We start from the raw sequence: 16,670 nt of genomic DNA on the forward strand, positions 1-16,670 counted from the left end.
TCATTTCGTACTTGAAAGGACCTTAACCGGCATTAGATGCAATCCAATCAATAAGCGATTAAAGCAGGAGGATCTTGTGGGGCGCCCGAGAGCCGGCCCGACCGCCGACAGGCCCGCCACACCGGACGGCGGGGGCGTGGGGCAGGGCGCCGTTCCCACCCGGACGGCGGGGGCGTGGGGCAGGAGGCCGTTCCCACCCGGACGGCCTCGGCGGGGTGGGAACGGCCAGGTCACGGCACGTCGTACCGGCTGGACTCCAGGAGCCATTCCAACTGCGCTCTCGGCGCCGCGAGGAACGCGCACGCGACCTTGCTGACCTCCCGGGCCTGGCCGGTCGACAGCTCGAACCGGTCGAACAGCGCCGGCAGCCGGCGCGCGGAGGTCCGCAGGTCCTCGGCGCGGGCGGCGATCCGGTCGTTCACCCAGGTGACGGCGGCGCCGTCGGAGAGCCCGAACGCGGTCGCGGCGACCGTCACGTAGTTGTGCACGTCGCCGTTGGCCCGTTCCTTGTGGTGCGAGGCGACGTCGTTGCACCACGCGGTGACGTCGTTGCAGGCGTCCAGCAGGGTCCGCCAGGTCGTGCTCTCCCGCAGCCCCGCGGGCACCTCCACACTCAGGCAGGGCTCCACCAGATCGAACAGGTAGGGGCCCGCCGTGCCCCGCCGCAGCCGCGGATACTCCGCGGGGGAGGGCACCCGGCCCGCGCACCGGTTCTCGGCCTCGGTGCGGCAGGCCTCGCCCTGCGCCGCCAGCCCCGCCAGAAACCGGTGCCGCCACCTGGTGCTCATCCGCCCCGCGGTGGTCTCCCAGAGGTCGGCGAAGGCGATCTCGACGGCTGAGGAGGCATGGGCGGGAGCGCGCGCGACAAGGTCGAGCCTGGCGAAGGCGGCCTCCACGATCTCGGTCGCGCGCCCGGCGGGCTTCTCGTCCCACTCGTCGTCGAAGTGGAACAGCCAGGTCAGCCATTTGGCGAACAGCAGCGTCGCCGCCATGCCGAACCCGGCGAAGGCACGGCCCGCCATCCGCTCGAACCCGGCGCGAGGGGAAGCCTCCAGCCCGGCCTCGCGGGCCCAGGCGGTGAGTTCGGCGCCGATCAGGTCGACCGAGGGATGCATCCGGCACGGTGCCGACATCGCCGGTACGAGCTCGGCGAGGGGCAGCAGCGAAGCCGCGGCCACCCCGGAGGGGCGCGGCGGCCCTGGGCAACCCGAGGTCCCGGAGGGCTGGGCGGCGAAGGGACGCGCGACGGGGGAGGGGGACGGGCGCAGGGAATGTGGCAAGGGTTGTGAGTGGGGTCGGGGAAAGGTCAGGGGATCGCCGAAAGTCGGGGTGAGAGCCACTACAGCGGACCGAACAGCCAGTTGCCGGCCACGTCCGGATCGGTGCTCGTGTAGAACTGCCGGGTCGCCTCGACCAGTTCGCCCACGGACACCATGCCGTCACCGTCGCCGTCGAGCCGCTCGAAGGCGGCCGCCACGTCCTCACGGGAGGTGCCGAACGCGGCCATCATGACCCAGAGGTCGTCCGGCCCGACGGTACCGTCGCCGTCGGCGTCGCACAGCCGGGCCGCCGCCTCGGCCGCGGGTCCGAACACCGCGTCGAACCGATCGCCCTCGACGAACGCGGAGGTCATGCCGGCGCGGAACTCCGCCGGGGAGATCGCGCGGTCGCCGTCGACATCGATCTCCGCGGCCAGCGTCCGCCAGATTCCCTCGAAGCCCTGGGCGAGCCTGCTGCCGGTCGGGGCGGTCGGCGACTCACCGAAGCCGACGAGGATCCGGGCCCCGAGACCGAGAAGGTCCTCGCGCTTGATGGATCCGCTGCCGTCGACGTCCATGTGCCCGAAGGCACGGTCAAGCTTGCGATTGAGGAGCCTGGTGCTCATCGTTTACCCCGTCGTTACTTGGTGAACTCGAACTGTTACCCTAAGTGACGATAGCGGGGTGTTTCCAGGAGCCACTCCAGATAAGCCCTCGGGATGGTCAAGAAAGCGCATGCCACCCGCGTCACCTCGTGGGAGGCGGCAAAGCCAAGGCCGTGCCGTTCGGTGAGCGCCGGGATCGCGCGGGCCGCCGTCCACAACTCCTCCATCCGGGTGGCGACGCGGTCGATCACCCACTCCTCCGTCGCCGTCCGGTTGGAGCGTTCCAAAAAGGCGCCTGCGGCGCCGTCGCGTCCGGCCGCCGCGTCCGCGCACCAGGTGGTCACGTCGCCGCTCGCCTCGACGAGTGCCTGCCACTGCGGGCTCCGCCGCACCGGGGCGGGCACCTCCACCCCATAGCAGGGCTCCACCAGGTCCAGCAGCAGGCAGCCGAAGGCGTTCGCGTGCTCGCCGACCGCGTGCTCGCCGACCGCGTGCTCGCCGACCGCGTGCTCGCCGACCGCGTGCTCACCGACCGGGCGCGCGCCGGTGGACAGCCCGGCGGTGAAGCGCTCGCGCCACGCGTCGCTCATCCGGGGTGCGCACGCCTCCCAGAGGTCGGCGAAGGCCCGCGCGGGCGGCGTCGTGCCCGGACCGCCGCCCGCGGCCACGGCGAGGACCGGGGCGAGCGCCGCGGGCTCCGCGCGCAGCCGCGACATCCAGGTCAGCCAGCGGGCCAGCAGCGTGACCGCGCGGGTTTCGCAGCGGGCGAACGCCCGCCCGGCCAGCCAGGAGGCGGCGGGGTCGGGGGCCAGTCCGGCCGCGTGGGCCCAGTCGGACACGGCGGCCTCGATGAGGTGTATCGAGGGGTGGACGGGGCAGGACATGGCCAGCGCCGCGAGGCGTTCGGTGAGCCTGACCGGTGACGAGACCGTGTGCGGTGGTTCATGAACTTCGGTGCGCGTCATCGTTTTCCCCCGGATCGAACTTCCAGTGGTTCCGGTCGCACACTGTAAGAGGAGACGGGGCACGTCGTGCGGAGGCGCGACACGCGGCTCACTGTTCCTCCTCGTAACGTGTGCGAAACACTAAGAGGGCAAACTGATAGACCATCAGGCGTGTCGCAGCACGTCAGCAATGAAGGAGAAGCCTTGGACCGCCAGCAGGAGTTCGTTCTCCGCACCCTTGAGGAGCGCGACATCCGGTTCATCCGGCTGTGGTTCACCGATGTGCTCGGGTTCCTGAAGTCGGTGGCCATCGCTCCGGCCGAACTTGAGGGGGCCTTCGCCGAGGGCATCGGCTTCGACGGCTCGGCGATCGAGGGCTTCGCCCGGGTCTATGAGTCGGACATGCTCGCCAAGCCCGACCCGTCGACCTTCCAGGTCCTTCCATGGCGCAGTGAGACGCCGGGCGCGGCCCGCATGTTCTGCGACATCCTCATGCCGGACGGCTCGCCCTCGCACGCGGATCCGCGCTGGGTGCTCAAGCGCACCCTGTCGAGGGCCTCCGACATGGGCTTCAGTTTCTACACCCACCCGGAGATCGAGTTCTTCCTGCTGAAGAACCGGCCGGAGGGTGGCGGGCGGCCCGAGCCGATCGACGGTGGTGGCTACTTCGACCACACCCCGCACAGCTCCGGCCATGACTTCCGGCGTAACGCGATCATGATGCTGGAGTCGATGGGCATCTCCGTCGAGTACAGCCACCACGAGGGCGGCCCGGGCCAGCAGGAGATCGACCTGCGCTACGCCGACGCGCTCACCACCGCCGACAACATCATGACCTTCCGCCTGGTCATGAAGGAGGTCGCGCTGGAGCAGGGCATCTGGGCGAGCTTCATGCCCAAGCCCTTCACCGAGCATCCCGGCTCCGGCATGCACACCCACATGTCGCTCTTCGAGGGCGACCGTAACGCCTTCTACGAGCCGGGCGCCGACTACCAGCTCTCCAAGATCGGTCGCTCCTTCATCGGTGGCCTGCTGGCGCACGCCGCCGAGATCACCGCGGTCTGCAACCAGTGGGTCAACTCCTACAAGCGGCTCTGGGGCGGTGCCGAGGCGATCGCCGGAGCCGGCGGCGAGGCCCCAAGCTACATCTCCTGGGGCCACAACAATCGCTCGGCCCTGGTCCGGGTGCCGATGTACAAGCCGCACAAGGGCGGCTCGACCCGCATCGAGTTCCGCTCGCTCGACTCCTCCTGCAACCCCTACCTGGCCTTCGCCGTGATCCTCGCGGCCGGTCTGAAGGGAATCGAGGAGGGGTACGAGATGCCCCCAGGCGCCGAGGACGACGTCTGGGCGCTGACCTCGGCCGAGCGCAGGGCGCTGGGCATCCAGCCGCTGCCCCAGTCGCTGGACGAGGCCATAGCGGTCATGGAGCGCAGCGAGCTCGTCGCCGAGACCCTCGGTGAGCACGTCTTCGACTATTTCCTGCGCAACAAGCGTGCCGAGTGGAACGACTACCGCCGGCAGGTCACCGAGTTCGAGCTCGGCCGCTACCTGCCGGTCCTCTAGCCGCTCCCGCGGCGCCGGCACGGCGGGCGTCCGGGGCACCCACCGTGCCGGGAAGGGCCGTGGGACACGGTCGTGGGACACGGCCGCGCGACTCGTGCCGCGCGGCCGTGATGCGTTTCCAAGGCGGGTAATCCGATGCCGCCTGCCGAACGTCATACCGGCGTTACCTGGTGCGAACGAGGGCGTCATCGACCCCGGGTTGGCTGTATGTACAAGCAGTCCGATAAAATTGGTCAGTCCAAATACCATGATTTTTGAGGATTAATCGCCATAAAGGCGACAGGAGGTGCGGCATGACGACGACTGCCGAGCTGCAGACCGTGCTGACCGTTCCGGCGCGTTTCCGCGGCCCCGAGGGCTCCGCGAACGGCGGATGGATCGCGGGCACGGTCTCCGAGGCGTTGCGCGGCGCCCGGCACGACTCGGCTGTCGAGGTCACGCTGCACGCGCCCACGCCACTGGATACCGAGCTGTCCCTGCGCCATCTCGCCAACACCGCGACCCTCACCGACGGTGAGAGGCTCCTCGTCGAGGCCATCACGGTCACCGAGGATTTCGACGTACCCGCCTTCGTGCCCTTCAACGAGGCGGCGCGGGCCGAGGGCGGCTTCGCCGGCCTCGTCGAACACGCCTTTCCCGGCTGCTTCGCGTGCGGTCTGCGCGATCCCGGCGACGGCCTGCGGATCTTCCCCGGCAAGGTGCCCGGCACCGACCTGATCGCCGCCGGCTGGCGGGTCCCGATGACCGTCGCCGACGAGGACGGCGCCGTCCCCGACGCGATCGTCTGGGCCGCCCTCGACTGCCCCACCGGCTGGGCGCACTTCCAGCCGGGCGAGTTCGCCCTGCTCGGCAGGCTGACCATGCGGCTGCACCGCCGGATCTATCCCGGCGGCACCTACTCCGTCGTCGCCCGCGCCAATGGCCGCGAGGGCCGCAAGCTCTTCGGGGAGAGTGCCATCTACGAGGTCGACGGCACCCTGGTGGCCGCCGCCAAGGCCGTCTGGATCGCTCCCGCCTAGGTCCTGCCCTCGGACTGGATCGCTCCAGCTAGGTCCTGCCCTTGACCCTCCACACCACCGGTGCCCGCCCTCGCGTTCCACGTGGTCAGTGGGTGAGACGTCACTTATCCCTATTTCAGCCCATAATTTCCGTATGAGAATTATCGTCATCGAGCATGAGGCGGACGCGGGTCTCGGGTTCCTCGCCGGATGGCTGGCCGAGGCCGGGGCCGCCTGCGAGATCGTCCGGCCCTACCTGGGCGAGGCCGTGCCCGAGCGGGCCGCCGACGCGCTGATCGTCCTCGGCGGCGAGGCGGCGGCCTGGGAAGACGAGCAGTACCCCTGGCTGCCCGCCACCCGAGACCTGATCCGCGGCTGTGTCGAGGCGGGCGTGCCGACCCTGGGAATCTGCCTGGGCGCCCAGCTCATGACGCTCGCCTGCGGCGGCGCCGTCGAGCGCGGAGAGCACGGGCTGGAGGTCGGCGCGACCGAGGTCGTCCCACTGCCGGCCGCCGGAGCGGACCCGCTGTTCGCAGGTCTCACCCCCTCCCCCGCCGTCCAGTACCACCGCGACGCGATAACGAGGCTCCCCGCGGGCGCGGTGCCGCTGGCCACCGGCACCCCCTACCCCAACCAGGCCTACCGGCTGGGGGAGAGCGCCTGGGCGGTGCAGTTCCACCCCGAGGCCACCCCGGAGATCTTCGCCGGCTGGACGACCGGCTCGGCCGACCACCTGACCGACCTGGGCCACTCGGTCGAAGAGCTCAACACGCAGGTGAAGGAGGCCGGAGAACGCCTCGCCGCCGCCTGGAAGCCCCTCGCCGAGCGATTCGCCACCGCCGCCCAAACCGCGTGACTGAGTGATTACGTTCCGAATCCGCTAACGACGCCGCACAATTTCAGGATTAGCCTGTGCGGCGACGCTCCGAATGCCCGAGGTACGCGCCGAGGCCGACGCGACCGCGAGGGGCGTGCACCTTTGATCGCTCGGGGTAAGGACTGAGGAAGGGCACCCGTGCTTGTGATCGAAGACCATGGAGGGTCGGTGGAGACCGTGCCCCGGATGCAGACGACTGCCGGGCGCCTGGCCAGGCTCGGCTTCGCCGACGGGGCCAGGGCCGAGCGGCTGCTCGACGAGCTGGGGCCGGAGGCCTTCGGAGACATCGACCTGCTGACCTCGCTGGTCGCCGCTGCCGATCCCGACCTGGCGCTCACCTCGCTGAACCGGCTGGCCGAGCAGGACCCCAGCATTCTTGGAGCGCTCCGCGCCGACCCAGGCCTGCGTGCCCGGTTGCTCGGCGTCTTCGGCGTCAGCGCCGCGCTCGGCGACCACGTCGTCAGGCATCCGGAGCACTGGCGTCTGCTCGGCGAGACATCGGAGGTGGAGCGCCCGGGCGAGAGAGAGCTCCGCGCGGAGCTGCTGCTCGCGGTCGGCGCCGAGCCCGACGATCCCGAGCCAAGGGCCGCCGACGCCTCCACCGCCACTCTCTCGGCGCTACGTGTCGCCTACCGGGGCCGCCTGCTTCACCTCGCCGCGCGTGACGTCACCGGGGCCGTATCGCTGTCGGAGGTGACCGCCGAGCTGTCCGACCTGGCCGGGGCCGCGCTGGAGGCGGGGCTCGCCATCGCCAGGTCGGAGCACCCGGAGGCGGGGGCGGTGCGATTGGCCGTCATCGGCATGGGCAAGTGCGGAGCACGCGAGCTCAACTACATCAGCGACGTCGACGTCGTTTTCGTCGCCGAGCCGGGAGAGGGGGGCGACGACACCCTCGACGAGCACGGGGCCATCAAGCTCGCCACCCGGCTGGCCCAGGGCATGATGCGCGCCTGCTCGACCAGTACCCCGGAGGGGGCGCTGTGGGAGGTCGACGCGGCGCTGCGCCCCGAGGGCAAGGCCGGGCCGCTGGTCCGTACCCTCGCCAGCCACCTGGCCTACTACCGGCGCTGGGCCAAGACGTGGGAGTTCCAGGCACTGCTGAAGGCCCGGCCGGTCGCGGGCGACGCCGAACTCGGCGAGCAGTACGTCGACGCGGTGAACGAGATGGTCTGGCAGGCCGCCACCCGCGACAAGTTCGTCGAGGACGTGCAGGCCATGCGCCGCCGGGTGGAGGAGCACGTCCGCGGCGGCGCGGCCGACCGCCAGCTCAAGCTCGGGCCGGGCGGGCTGCGCGACATAGAGTTCGCGGTGCAGCTGCTCCAGCTCGTCCACGGCCGTCTCGATCCGCTGCTGCGCCGCCGCGCCACCCTTCCCGCGCTCGCCGCTCTCTCCCGCGGCGGCTACGTGGGCAGGGACGACGCCAAGGCCCTCGCCGAGGCGTACACCTTCCTGCGCCAGGTCGAGCACCTGATCCAGCTGCACCGGCTCCGCCGCACGCATGTGGTGCCCGAGGGCAACGCCGACCTGCGCCGTCTCGGCAGGAGCCTGGGCATGACCGCCGACCCGGTGGGAGAGTTCACCACCAGGTGGCGGCGGCACGCCATGGAGGCACGGCGCCTGCACGAGAAGCTGTTCTACCGGCCGCTGCTGCAGGCGGTGGCCCGGCTGCCCGAGTCGGAGGACCGGCTCTCCACCGCCGAGGCCAAGGCCCGCCTGGAGGCGCTCGGCTACACCGACCCGGCCGGGGCGCTGCGTCACATCAGCGCGCTGACCACGGGCGTCTCCCGCCGTGCCGCGATCCAGCGCACCCTCCTTCCGGTCATGCTCGGCTGGTTCGCCGACGCACCCGATCCCGACGCCGGCCTGCTCGGCTTCCGCCAGGTCTCCGACAAACTCGGCTCCACCCCGTGGTACCTGCGACTGCTGCGCGACGAGACCGCGGTGGCCTCGCAGCTGGCCCGGATACTCGGCACCAGCCGCTACATGACGGGACTGCTGATGAACGCACCTGAGTCGGTCGCGATGCTCGGCTCGGACACCGAGCTGGCCCCCAGGCCCGCCGAGGCGCTGCTGTCGGAGGCACGGACCATGGTCGCCCGCCATCCAGGGGACGCCGAGGGCGCGGTGGCCGCGGTCCGGGGACTGCGCCGCAGGGAGCTGCTCCGCACCGCCGCCGCCGACCTCTCCGGCCTCATCGACATCGAGGAGGTCGGCCAGACACTGTCCGGGCTCAACGACGTGACGATCCAGGCCGCGCTCGACGCCGCGATCGACAAGGTCGAGATGGAACGCCGTACCCCGCTGGGCACCAGGTTCGCGGTGATCGCGATGGGCCGTCTGGGCGGGATCGAGTCCTCCTACGGCAGCGACGCCGACGTGATGTTCGTGCACTCTCCGCTGGAGGGGATGGCCGAGCGCGAGGCCACCGAGATGGCGTACGAGGTGGCCAACGAGCTGCGCCGCCTGCTGGCCCTGCCCGCCCCCGACCCGCCGCTGCTCATCGACCCCGGCCTGCGCCCCGAGGGCAAGGCCGGGCCGCTGGTCCGCACCCTGGCCTCGTACGCGGCCTACTACGAGCGGTGGTCCTCGCCGTGGGAGTCGCAGGCGCTGCTGCGCGCCCGCTTCTCCGCCGGGGACGCCGAGCTCGGGGTCGGCCTGCTGCACCTGGCCGACCCGCTGCGCTATCCGCCCGGAGGCATCTCCGAGGCGGCCGTGCTGGAGATCCGCAGGCTCAAGGCCCGGATGGAGGCCGAACGGCTCCCGCGCGGCACCGATCCCGCCCTGCACACCAAGCTCGGCCCCGGCGGGCTGTCCGACGTGGAGTGGGTGGCCCAGCTCATCCAGCTCCGTCACGCCGGGCGTCTCCCGTCGCTGCGGACCACCCGCACCCTGGAGGCGCTGAGCGCGGCGGTCGCCGAGGGCCTGCTCGCGGAGGCCGACGAGGCGATGCTCGCCGAGGCGTGGCGGTTCGCCTCCCGCATCCGCGACGCCGTCGTCGTGGTCCGGGGCCGGGCCTCGGACACGATCCCGGTGGACGTCCGCGAGCGCATGCTCATCGCCCGCGCCCTCGGCTACCCGCCCGACGGTACGGAGGACTTCGTGGACGACTACCGCCGCGCCACCCGCCGTGCCCGCCGGGTCGTGGAGCGCGTCTTCTACGAGGGCTGACCGTTCTCGCGGCCGGACAGGGCCGGGACTTGTCCCGGCCACGCGAAGAAGCGGCGACCCACCAGAAGCCCGCGCGGCGGGCGAGGATCTCCGTCCCCCGGGGGGCGGAGTGGGTGTCGGTCACCTGACTCGGATCGTGAGGATCGGTCTCGCCTGCCCTCCGGGGGTGGAGTGGGTGTCGGTCACCTGACCCGGATCGTGAAGGTCGGTCCGCCTGCCCCCGGGGTCACGAAAACCGACCCGTTTTGGTGATCTCGTTGCGCCGCCGGGGGAGGGCGTGTATCAACGGTCCGGGTGATCTTTTTGATATCGGTTTACATTGATCTGGCCATCGGCCTGATCCTGGCCTTCCTGCTCCTGTCGCTCCTGGTGAGCGGGATCAACGAGGCATTCGTCCGGCTGCTCGGGATCCGCAGCAAGTTCCTCTGGGCCTATCTCAGGGACACCCTGGACGGCTCCGAGGACGGCAGATCGTGGATCCCGTCGAAGATAGCCGACGTCTTCGCGAAGCTGCCCTTCTCCGGCAATGATCCGCGCCCGGCGCACAGTCCGGATCCGGCGCCCGCGGTGGTCGAGCCGATGCCGGTCGCCCCCGCCGAGGTCCCGGCCGAGGTCTCGGCTGAACTCTCGACCGAGCTCCCGGCCGAGGTCCCGGCTGAACTCTCGGCTGAGGCCCCGGCTGAGGTCTTGGCTGCGGAGGAGAGCGCAGAAGGGGCCGAACCCGGTGAGGCGGGCACCGGTGAGCCCACCGCCGAAGATCTCGGGGGGCGGCCCGCGCCGCCGGTCGACATGACCGCACGGCTGTACGAACGGCTCCAGGAGATCGACCACCCCAAGGGCACCCGCACCAGCATCGCCAACATCCCGCCCGAGCGTTTCTCCGGCGCCGTGATGGAACTGGTCGCCGCCGAGGAGGGCGGGGTCGACGGCCTGCTCGCCAAACTGGAGGCCATCCGCAGCCCGCTCGCGGGCCATCTCAAGGGCATCTGGGAGGGTGCCCAGCGGGACGCGCAGAAGTTCCGGCAGGGCGTCGAGGACTGGTTCAACGGGGAGATGCATCGCCTGTCCACGCTCTACGCCCGCTACGTCAAGTGGGTGGTGTTCGCGCTGGGCATGGTGCTGACCCTGCTGTTCAGCATGGACGCACTGGAGTACGGCAAGACCCTGCTGCGCGACAACGCCTACCGTGCCGGGGTGACCGCCATCGCGGGAGGTGGCGGGGAGGGGTACGCCGCGCTGAGGGACAAGTGCGCCGGTGCCGAGGCCGGTCTCGCCGAGCCGTACCAGTGCGTGACCGAGTCCCTCAGCTCCCCGGCGCTGGTCAAGATCTTCGACCACGCGATCGTGAGCATCACGATCCCGCCCGACGGCTCCGCCGATCCTTCGTTCCACTGGAACGGCGAAGCCTGGTGGGACCGGCTCATCACCCCCGGCCACTGGCCGGGTTACCTGCTCACCATGGTGGCGCTGCTGTTCGGCGCCTCGTTCTGGTGGGACGTGCTACGCCGCCTGACCGGCGTCCGGGGCAACCGTTCCTAGCCCTGTTTCAGGGCACCTCAGAGGGGTCCCGGGTAGCGGAAGTAGCCGACGAGGTCGTCGAGGGCCGCGACGCGATCGATCCGCACCTCGGTCCCGGTCCTCCGTGCATTGATCATCTTTCCCCGGCCGACGTAGACGCCGACGTGATGAGTGCTGACCTTACGCTTGCCGATCTTGCCGTAGAAGACGAGGTCTCCCGGCCTGGCCACGGCGGCGGGGATCCTCTTGAGCCGCTTCACGTGGTCGTCGGTGTTGCCGGGTCCCAGCACGTCGCGCCCGTAGGCCAGGTGGTAGACCCAGCGGGTGAGACCGGAGCAGTCCAGTCCGAGGGTCTGGGTGGCCGGGCAGGGCTGGATCGCCCCCGTGTAGCCCTGGCAGGTGCCGAGGGAGGGGCCAGGCCTCTCGCCGTGACCGCCGCCCCAGGAGTACGGGATCCCGCCGCCCCTCCAGCCGGGTTGGCGCCATCCGGCTTCGATCGCGTACGCGATGGCGGTGGTCCGGTTGAGGGCGACCGGCCAGGTCGGCACCGAGGCGCTCAGCAGCAGGAGCATTCCCAGCAGCACGGCCGCCGCGGCCTGCTGCCGGTGTCCGAGAAGATCGCGAAGTCGGTGAGGGCCGGCCTCTGTCACGTCACCTCGCCTGATTTATCCGCATAAGTCACGACCAGTCTGCCCAACAACCCGGCTCCGCGCGTCTCATGAAGGCTTCGGGGAGACTCTTCGCCCGGTCACCTTGACGGCCGACCCGCGACCGTACGAGGCCCGTCGACTTCTCGCTGCCCGCAGGCTCCACGGGGCCACACGGCACCTACGTCAAGGAGTTCGACTTGTTGGTCGAGGCGCGCGGTCGCTGCCCGCAGGCTTATCTGTCGGTTAGGACACGGGGCTGCTGCCACGCAGGCTCTAGGCGGTCACCCGGGACATCCCGCGGCTTTGGCCCGGCTCTCGCCGGGCGCCCCCTCGCCTTGATGAGCTTTTGCGAGCAGGTGGGGAGGGTCGGCATGCCGCGACCCGCGTGCCGGGCATGCGGGTCGCGATGAGGCGGGCGACACTGCCCGCCGCCTCCGTGGTGATCAGTTGCCGTCCCCGTCGTCGTCCGCACCGCCGTCGTCGTCCCCACCGGGTCCGGTCGTGTTGACCACATCCGGGCTGTCGTCCCTGTCGTCGTCACCGTCACCGTCGCCTCCGCAACCGCCGACCAGGCCGACGAGCGCCGCCAGCGCCGCCGCGGCCAGCGCCGCCTTCCGCGTGGTCTGAGCAAGCATGCACAACCTCCAGGTAGTGATCTCCGACCGGACCCGTTGCCGCCCGGCCCCACCCCCTCTGTCCCATTCGTCGGCGATCTAACGGCAGGAGGGGTGCCGTCCTTGATCGTGAGGACTGTGGAACGCGCGGCCTCGTTACCGGCGCTCAATAGGTGATGTCGACTTGGGGGCTGTTCGCGCAGCACGACATCGCTCGTTCGAGTTCAGTGGCGGTGTCTCGTGCCGGTCATGGCCGGTGTCGTGTGATCGCGTAGGACGGCGTTGCCGCACGCAGCCGTTGTGCATCACCTTCGTGCACGCGACCGCGATGCCCCGGGGGCGCGGTCCGGGGCACCTTTCCCTGACCGGTCAGACGGCGCTCTCGCCGAGCCAGACAAGGTCGGAGCCCAGCCGATGCGCGGCCCGGTGGGCGTTCGTCCACCGGCCGAACCCGTACCCGTTCCTGCTGACGGTCGCCGCCGTCCCATCCGGCAGCGCCAGCCCGTACGCCACCACTTCCGGCGAACTCGCCCTGCCCCTCTCGTCGTCCTCGTCGAGCTCCTGGACCAGGGCGAACATGCGCGGGAGATCACCGGTCGGCATGCGCGCACTCGCGTACGCACTCTCCGGGCCCGTGCTCCGCGGGCAACGCTCGTCGAAGTCCGGGTCATGGCGGACGGATGGCTGGTCGGAACCAGCGTGATGCTCCATGTCGTGCTCCCTTCCGGTGCTGAACCTGAGTGGAGATTTGCTGGACGGCTCCGCTTCGATTTCTCTGCGTCTTCAAGTAAACGCATAGCGTGACCATCGATGCCTCGGTAGCGTGACATTGAATTTACGAGTGCGCAAGCTTGCTTGAAGAGCTTGTTGGACTTGTCCCGATTCATCCCTTATCGAATCAGCGACACGGACGTCGCGAGCTCGAAGGAGACGGCGATGGGCGCAAAACGAGGACCGACACTGCGGGCGCAGTGGCTCGGCAAACGCCTCAAGGAGTTCCGTGAGTCGGCCAAGCTGACGCTCAGGCAGGCCGGTGACTACCTGCAGCGTGACGCCGCGACCATCAGCCGACTGGAGGCCGGCATCATCCCGGCGAGGGTGTCCGACGTACTGGCTCTCCTTAACCTGTACGACGTTGGCGACCAGAAGATCCGCGACGGGCTGGAGCGGCTCAGCCGCGACATCTGGCGAAAGGGTTGGTGGGACGGCTATGCCACCGACTCCCTCGGTGGGATGTTCGACCACGTCTGGCTCGAAACCCGCACGGAGGGGATCCGCTCCTATGAGGCGATGGTCATCCCGGGCCTCTTTCAGACCCGGGACTACGCCCTGGCGGTCATCGCGGCAGGCGACGCGGATGCTCCGGGTGAGCAGATCGAGCGCTGGGTGGAGTTCCGGATGGCCCGGCAGCGCGTGCTCGACGCCGAGTCGGCTCCGAGCATAGAGATCGTTCTCGACGAGGCCGTGCTACACCGCATGATCGGCGGCCCGAAGGTGATGCGCGCCCAACTGGAACACCTGGCCAAGTCCATGTCGAGGCCGAACGTGACCGTCCGGGTCCTGCCATTCGCCACCGGGGCGCACGCCAGCCCGGAGGGTGCTTTCACGATCTTCGATATGCCGGAGCCTTACTCCGACGCGAGCTATGTGGAGACCAGAGGGGGTGCCGTCTACACCGAAGCGGAGGGTGCCGAGATCTTCGCACGAGCGTACGATTCCCTACGTAGCGCCGCGCTCACCCCGGATGAGTCCGCGACCGTCATCCGGACCGCGATCGGTCGTGCCAAACGAGCGAGAGGGAGCACATGATGATCAGCCCCGAGGAGCTGGCGGGCGTCGCCTGGCACATCAGCACCAGGAGCGCCAACGGTGGCGGGCAGTGCGTCGAGGCCGGTCCGCTGGCCGATGGCAGTGGGCGCGTCGCCGTACGGCACAGCCTCCGCCCCGACGCCGAGGTGATCGTCTACACCCGCGCCGAGTGGCAGGCATTCGTCGGCGGCGTCAAGAACGGCGAATTCGACTTCTCCGCCAGGTAAACCGGCACTTCGGCCTCCTGATCCGCAGGGCGTTCGCGACCACGCACCTGCCTACGGAATCCGACGACGTGTTCCCGGAGCCGGACGCCAAGCTCTGCTGCGACATAGAGGGTTTGGCACGCTATTCCGCGGAAGCGCTCGACAAGTGGTGTGGCAGGCCGTACGTGGACCTGGCGGAGAGCGCCGTCGCGGCATACGAGGTCAGTCGCGCGGCACCGCCCCGGCCAGCAGGCCGGCGCCGGTGGTGGTGACGATGGCGAATCCGGCGATGCCCAGGAGCGGGTTGGGGAATCCGAACACCTCCGCCTGCGGCGTGATCATCACCGAACCGCACGAAAGGATCGGATTGATGCTGCACGTGGGCACGTAGGCCGGATCTTTCAGCAGGGCGATCTTCTCGACGGAGAGCGTGAACGCCGCGCTCAGGCCGAGCGCGCCACCGGCCAGTAGTAGCCAGGCCAGCAGCCGGGCAAACGGCTCCCCGGGCCGGCCATGCGCCCGGAGGCCTGGGGGGACCGGCGGGGAGCGTCCGCGGACGCCGGTCGGGCAGCGGCCGGTTCCCCGCCGGCCTCAGCTGGCGAGTGCCGCATCGACGACGGCGCGGGCAGCGCGTTCGGCGTTGAAGTGGCCGGGCAGCGGGAAGTAACGCACGACGAAGGTCACCTTGCCTGCGTACTGCTCGTGCAGGTCCTCCACCACCGGGAAGGCGGCCCGGCAGGCTTCGCACTCGAAGTCGAGGAACTCCAGCTGTCCGGGTCCCGACCCGGGCGTGGGGGTACGACGGGCCGCCCATGAGCGGGACCGCTCTTGACACGTCGGCAAAACCACCCCAACCTTGCTCATATGAACACATATTCATATGAGCAAATATTGGCAATGGACGGTTGTGCGGCCAAGGTCGTCGACGCCGACCGGGCCGTCGCGGTGTGCGAGCGGATGCCGTCCGCGCAAGACCTGACCGACACGGCTGACGTCTTCGGGCTGCTGTCCGACACCGAGCACACCGAGGTCCTGCACTCCGAACGGGATGGGGTTTTGTGATGGGCACCGGACATGGCCATGGGCATGCCGCAAGCCGCCACCGCTGGCGCCTGGCGCTCTCCTTCGCCCTGATCGGCGCCTACTTCCTCGTCGAGCTCGCCTACGGCCTGATCTCCGGCTCGCTGGCGCTGCTGTCCGACGCCGGGCACATGGCCGCCGACGTCGTCACCCTCGGCGCCGCGCTGGTCGCCACCAGGATCGCCACCCGCCCCGACACCACCGGCCGCCGCAGCTACGGCTCCTACCGGGCCGAGGTGTTCGCCTCCCTGCTGGCCGTCGTGCTGATGCTCGCAGTCGCCCTGTACGTGGTCGCCGAGGCGATCGGCCGCATCGGCGGGTCGGCCGAGGTCTCCTCCGGGCCGATGCTCGTCGTCGGCGCCATCGGCCTGGTCGTCAACCTCGTCGCCCTGGTTCTGCTGCGGTCCGGCGCGAGCGAAAGCCTCAACGTCAAGGGCGCCTACCTGGAGGTCGTGGCCGACACCGCAGGCTCGGTCGGCGTCATCGTCGCCGGCTGGCTCATCGCCGCCACCGGCCAGACCTTCTGGGACACCGTCATCGCTCTGGCCATTGGCGTCTTCGTTGCCGTACGCGCCGTCATGCTCGGCCGCCAAGTCTTCGCAGTCCTCGGCCAGCACGTCCCCGAGGGCGTCGACGCCACCGCCGTCGCGACCGACCTGGCCGTCATCAAGGGCGTACGCGACGTCCACGACCTGCACCTATGGACGCTGACCTCCGGCATGAACGTCGCCACCGCCCACCTCGTCACCACAGACCAGAGCGACAACCACGCCGTCCTGGATCAGGCCCGCGACCTGCTCCGCCGGCGCCACGGCGTCGCCCACGCCACCCTCCAAGTCGAACCCGCCGCCCACAACGGCTGCGACGAACTCGGCTGGTGAGCCCTTTCCAGGGCAGGTGATCCGCACTGCGGGGAGTGCGGGGGCAGCCGAGCTCTCAGCTGTACGGCGGACCGCCACCGCGCCCGGCTATGGCCCGGTGGGTGAACGCTGTCCACGCGCTGCTCGGCGCGGCCGCGGTCACCGTGGCGGCCGGGCTTGACCTGGCCGCCAAAGCCGTCGCCAAAGCCGCCGCCGAAGCGCGCTTGCCGGGTGCCGGCGTCGACCTCGGCCTGACCCAGCCCATGCCGGTGCCCAAGGACCTGGCCGCGCTGCTGGCGACCGCCTGACAGGCGCCTGGTCTGGGGGGAATCTGACCGACAGGCCTCGTCCAGCGCGCCTGTCGGTGACGAGAGCGCACGCCTCCTCCGCCCGCGACCTTGGAATCAGCGCCGATGGCGGCGTCGCCCTGGGGGCCGACCCGGGCGGCGTCTCCCTGTGGGATCTCAGGAACCTGGCCGAGGTCGTCGCCGACCCGGAGGAGGCGGCTTGCCGCGG

General features: G+C 70.3%; 18 protein-coding genes. 10 read left to right on the forward strand and 8 right to left on the reverse strand.

The genetic code is table 11. The features are described from left to right. Positions 1-230: 230 nt before the first annotated feature. From OG884_RS28760 to OG884_RS28770, 3 genes are all read right to left on the reverse strand, one after another. Positions 231-1,178, reverse strand: coding sequence for a terpene synthase family protein (locus OG884_RS28760; RefSeq protein WP_326638007.1), 948 nt, complete (start codon positions 1,176-1,178; stop codon positions 231-233). 161 nt (positions 1,179-1,339) lie between these two features. Then, on the reverse strand, positions 1,340-1,885 hold the full coding sequence (locus OG884_RS28765; protein WP_326638009.1) for an EF-hand domain-containing protein: 546 nt from the start codon (positions 1,883-1,885) through the stop codon (positions 1,340-1,342). 35 nt (positions 1,886-1,920) lie between these two features. Next, positions 1,921-2,829, reverse strand: a complete 909-nt coding sequence (locus tag OG884_RS28770) for a terpene synthase family protein (RefSeq protein ID WP_326638011.1) — start codon at positions 2,827-2,829, stop codon at positions 1,921-1,923. A gap of 183 nt (positions 2,830-3,012) precedes the next feature. Here OG884_RS28770 and OG884_RS28775 point away from each other — a divergent pair, with 183 nt between their 5' ends. The 5 genes from OG884_RS28775 to OG884_RS28795 all read left to right on the forward strand — a co-directional run bounded on the left by OG884_RS28775 (position 3,013) and on the right by OG884_RS28795 (position 10,956). Next, positions 3,013-4,374: a glutamine synthetase family protein gene (locus OG884_RS28775; RefSeq protein ID WP_326638013.1), complete on the forward strand. Its 1,362-nt coding sequence runs from the start codon at positions 3,013-3,015 to the stop codon at positions 4,372-4,374. Positions 4,375-4,667: 293 nt separating this feature from the next. Then, positions 4,668-5,393: a hypothetical protein gene (locus OG884_RS28780; protein WP_326638015.1), complete on the forward strand. Its 726-nt coding sequence runs from the start codon at positions 4,668-4,670 to the stop codon at positions 5,391-5,393. A gap of 133 nt (positions 5,394-5,526) precedes the next feature. Next, positions 5,527-6,228 (forward strand): type 1 glutamine amidotransferase, encoded by a 702-nt coding sequence (locus tag OG884_RS28785; RefSeq protein WP_326638016.1) that lies wholly within the window; start codon positions 5,527-5,529, stop codon positions 6,226-6,228. Between the two features lie 207 nt (positions 6,229-6,435). Beyond that, positions 6,436-9,417, forward strand: coding sequence for a bifunctional [glutamine synthetase] adenylyltransferase/[glutamine synthetase]-adenylyl-L-tyrosine phosphorylase (locus OG884_RS28790; RefSeq protein WP_326647020.1), 2,982 nt, complete (start codon positions 6,436-6,438; stop codon positions 9,415-9,417). A gap of 294 nt (positions 9,418-9,711) precedes the next feature. After that, positions 9,712-10,956, forward strand: a complete 1,245-nt coding sequence (locus tag OG884_RS28795; protein ID WP_326638018.1) for a hypothetical protein — start codon at positions 9,712-9,714, stop codon at positions 10,954-10,956. Positions 10,957-10,973: 17 nt separating this feature from the next. Here the strand turns inward: OG884_RS28795 and OG884_RS28800 are convergent, their stop codons facing one another. The 3 genes from OG884_RS28800 to OG884_RS28810 all read right to left on the reverse strand — a co-directional run bounded on the left by OG884_RS28800 (position 10,974) and on the right by OG884_RS28810 (position 12,910). Continuing rightward, positions 10,974-11,585, reverse strand: coding sequence for a C40 family peptidase (locus OG884_RS28800; protein ID WP_326638020.1), 612 nt, complete (start codon positions 11,583-11,585; stop codon positions 10,974-10,976). Positions 11,586-12,028: 443 nt separating this feature from the next. Further along, a complete protein-coding gene (locus tag OG884_RS28805) occupies positions 12,029-12,220 on the reverse strand; it encodes a hypothetical protein (RefSeq protein WP_326638022.1) in 192 nt (63 codons plus the stop codon). A 348-nt stretch (positions 12,221-12,568) separates the two neighbouring features. Continuing rightward, the gene (locus tag OG884_RS28810) at positions 12,569-12,910 is read right to left on the reverse strand and encodes a hypothetical protein (RefSeq protein ID WP_326638024.1); all 342 of its coding nucleotides are present in this window, start codon (positions 12,908-12,910) and stop codon (positions 12,569-12,571) included. 225 nt (positions 12,911-13,135) lie between these two features. Between OG884_RS28810 and OG884_RS28815 the strand changes: the two genes are divergently transcribed. Then, positions 13,136-14,008 (forward strand): helix-turn-helix domain-containing protein, encoded by an 873-nt coding sequence (locus OG884_RS28815; protein WP_326638026.1) that lies wholly within the window; start codon positions 13,136-13,138, stop codon positions 14,006-14,008. Next, positions 14,005-14,235: a DUF397 domain-containing protein gene (locus OG884_RS28820; RefSeq protein ID WP_442811544.1), complete on the forward strand. Its 231-nt coding sequence runs from the start codon at positions 14,005-14,007 to the stop codon at positions 14,233-14,235. Before OG884_RS28815 ends, OG884_RS28820 begins: the two co-directional genes overlap by 4 nt. Positions 14,236-14,436: 201 nt before the next feature. Here the strand turns inward: OG884_RS28820 and OG884_RS28825 are convergent, their stop codons facing one another. Both OG884_RS28825 and OG884_RS28830 read right to left on the reverse strand, forming a co-directional pair. Further along, positions 14,437-14,700, reverse strand: coding sequence for a vitamin K epoxide reductase family protein (locus OG884_RS28825; RefSeq protein WP_442811747.1), 264 nt, complete (start codon positions 14,698-14,700; stop codon positions 14,437-14,439). 105 nt (positions 14,701-14,805) lie between these two features. Then, on the reverse strand, positions 14,806-15,078 hold the full coding sequence (locus tag OG884_RS28830) for a DsbA family protein (protein WP_326638028.1): 273 nt from the start codon (positions 15,076-15,078) through the stop codon (positions 14,806-14,808). Positions 15,079-15,111: 33 nt separating this feature from the next. On the opposite strand from OG884_RS28830, the gene OG884_RS28835 reads away from it, so the two are divergent. The 3 genes from OG884_RS28835 (at position 15,112) to OG884_RS28845 (ending at position 16,462) form a co-directional block, all read left to right on the forward strand. Continuing rightward, positions 15,112-15,276: a hypothetical protein gene (locus OG884_RS28835; RefSeq protein WP_326638030.1), complete on the forward strand. Its 165-nt coding sequence runs from the start codon at positions 15,112-15,114 to the stop codon at positions 15,274-15,276. Further along, positions 15,276-16,175, forward strand: coding sequence for a cation diffusion facilitator family transporter (locus OG884_RS28840; protein WP_326638032.1), 900 nt, complete (start codon positions 15,276-15,278; stop codon positions 16,173-16,175). The genes OG884_RS28835 and OG884_RS28840 overlap by 1 nt, the downstream gene beginning before the upstream one ends. 101 nt (positions 16,176-16,276) lie before the next feature. Continuing rightward, a complete protein-coding gene (locus OG884_RS28845; protein ID WP_326638034.1) occupies positions 16,277-16,462 on the forward strand; it encodes a hypothetical protein in 186 nt (61 codons plus the stop codon). The last annotated feature ends 208 nt before the right edge of the window (positions 16,463-16,670 follow it).

Origin of the sequence: Streptosporangium sp. NBC_01755 (assembly GCF_035917995.1) — a bacterium.
GTDB lineage: Bacteria > Actinomycetota > Actinomycetes > Streptosporangiales > Streptosporangiaceae > Streptosporangium.

Excerpts from the sequence above, each read along its gene's own strand:
- OG884_RS28765 (WP_326638009.1), bottom strand. The coding sequence starts at position 1,885 with ATGAGCACCAGGCTCCTCAATCGCAAGCTTGACCGTGCCTTCGGGCAC.
- OG884_RS28770 (WP_326638011.1), bottom strand. The coding sequence starts at position 2,829 with ATGACGCGCACCGAAGTTCATGAACCACCGCACACGGTCTCGTCACCG.
- OG884_RS28780 (WP_326638015.1), top strand. The coding sequence starts at position 4,668 with ATGACGACGACTGCCGAGCTGCAGACCGTGCTGACCGTTCCGGCGCGT.
- OG884_RS28785 (WP_326638016.1), top strand. The coding sequence starts at position 5,527 with ATGAGAATTATCGTCATCGAGCATGAGGCGGACGCGGGTCTCGGGTTC.
- OG884_RS28790 (WP_326647020.1), top strand. The coding sequence starts at position 6,436 with ATGCAGACGACTGCCGGGCGCCTGGCCAGGCTCGGCTTCGCCGACGGG.
- OG884_RS28805 (WP_326638022.1), bottom strand. The coding sequence starts at position 12,220 with ATGCTTGCTCAGACCACGCGGAAGGCGGCGCTGGCCGCGGCGGCGCTG.
- OG884_RS28810 (WP_326638024.1), bottom strand. The coding sequence starts at position 12,910 with ATGGAGCATCACGCTGGTTCCGACCAGCCATCCGTCCGCCATGACCCG.
- OG884_RS28815 (WP_326638026.1), top strand. The coding sequence starts at position 13,136 with ATGGGCGCAAAACGAGGACCGACACTGCGGGCGCAGTGGCTCGGCAAA.
- OG884_RS28820 (WP_442811544.1), top strand. The coding sequence starts at position 14,005 with ATGATGATCAGCCCCGAGGAGCTGGCGGGCGTCGCCTGGCACATCAGC.
- OG884_RS28830 (WP_326638028.1), bottom strand. The coding sequence starts at position 15,078 with ATGAGCAAGGTTGGGGTGGTTTTGCCGACGTGTCAAGAGCGGTCCCGC.
- OG884_RS28835 (WP_326638030.1), top strand. The coding sequence starts at position 15,112 with ATGGACGGTTGTGCGGCCAAGGTCGTCGACGCCGACCGGGCCGTCGCG.
- OG884_RS28840 (WP_326638032.1), top strand. The coding sequence starts at position 15,276 with ATGGGCACCGGACATGGCCATGGGCATGCCGCAAGCCGCCACCGCTGG.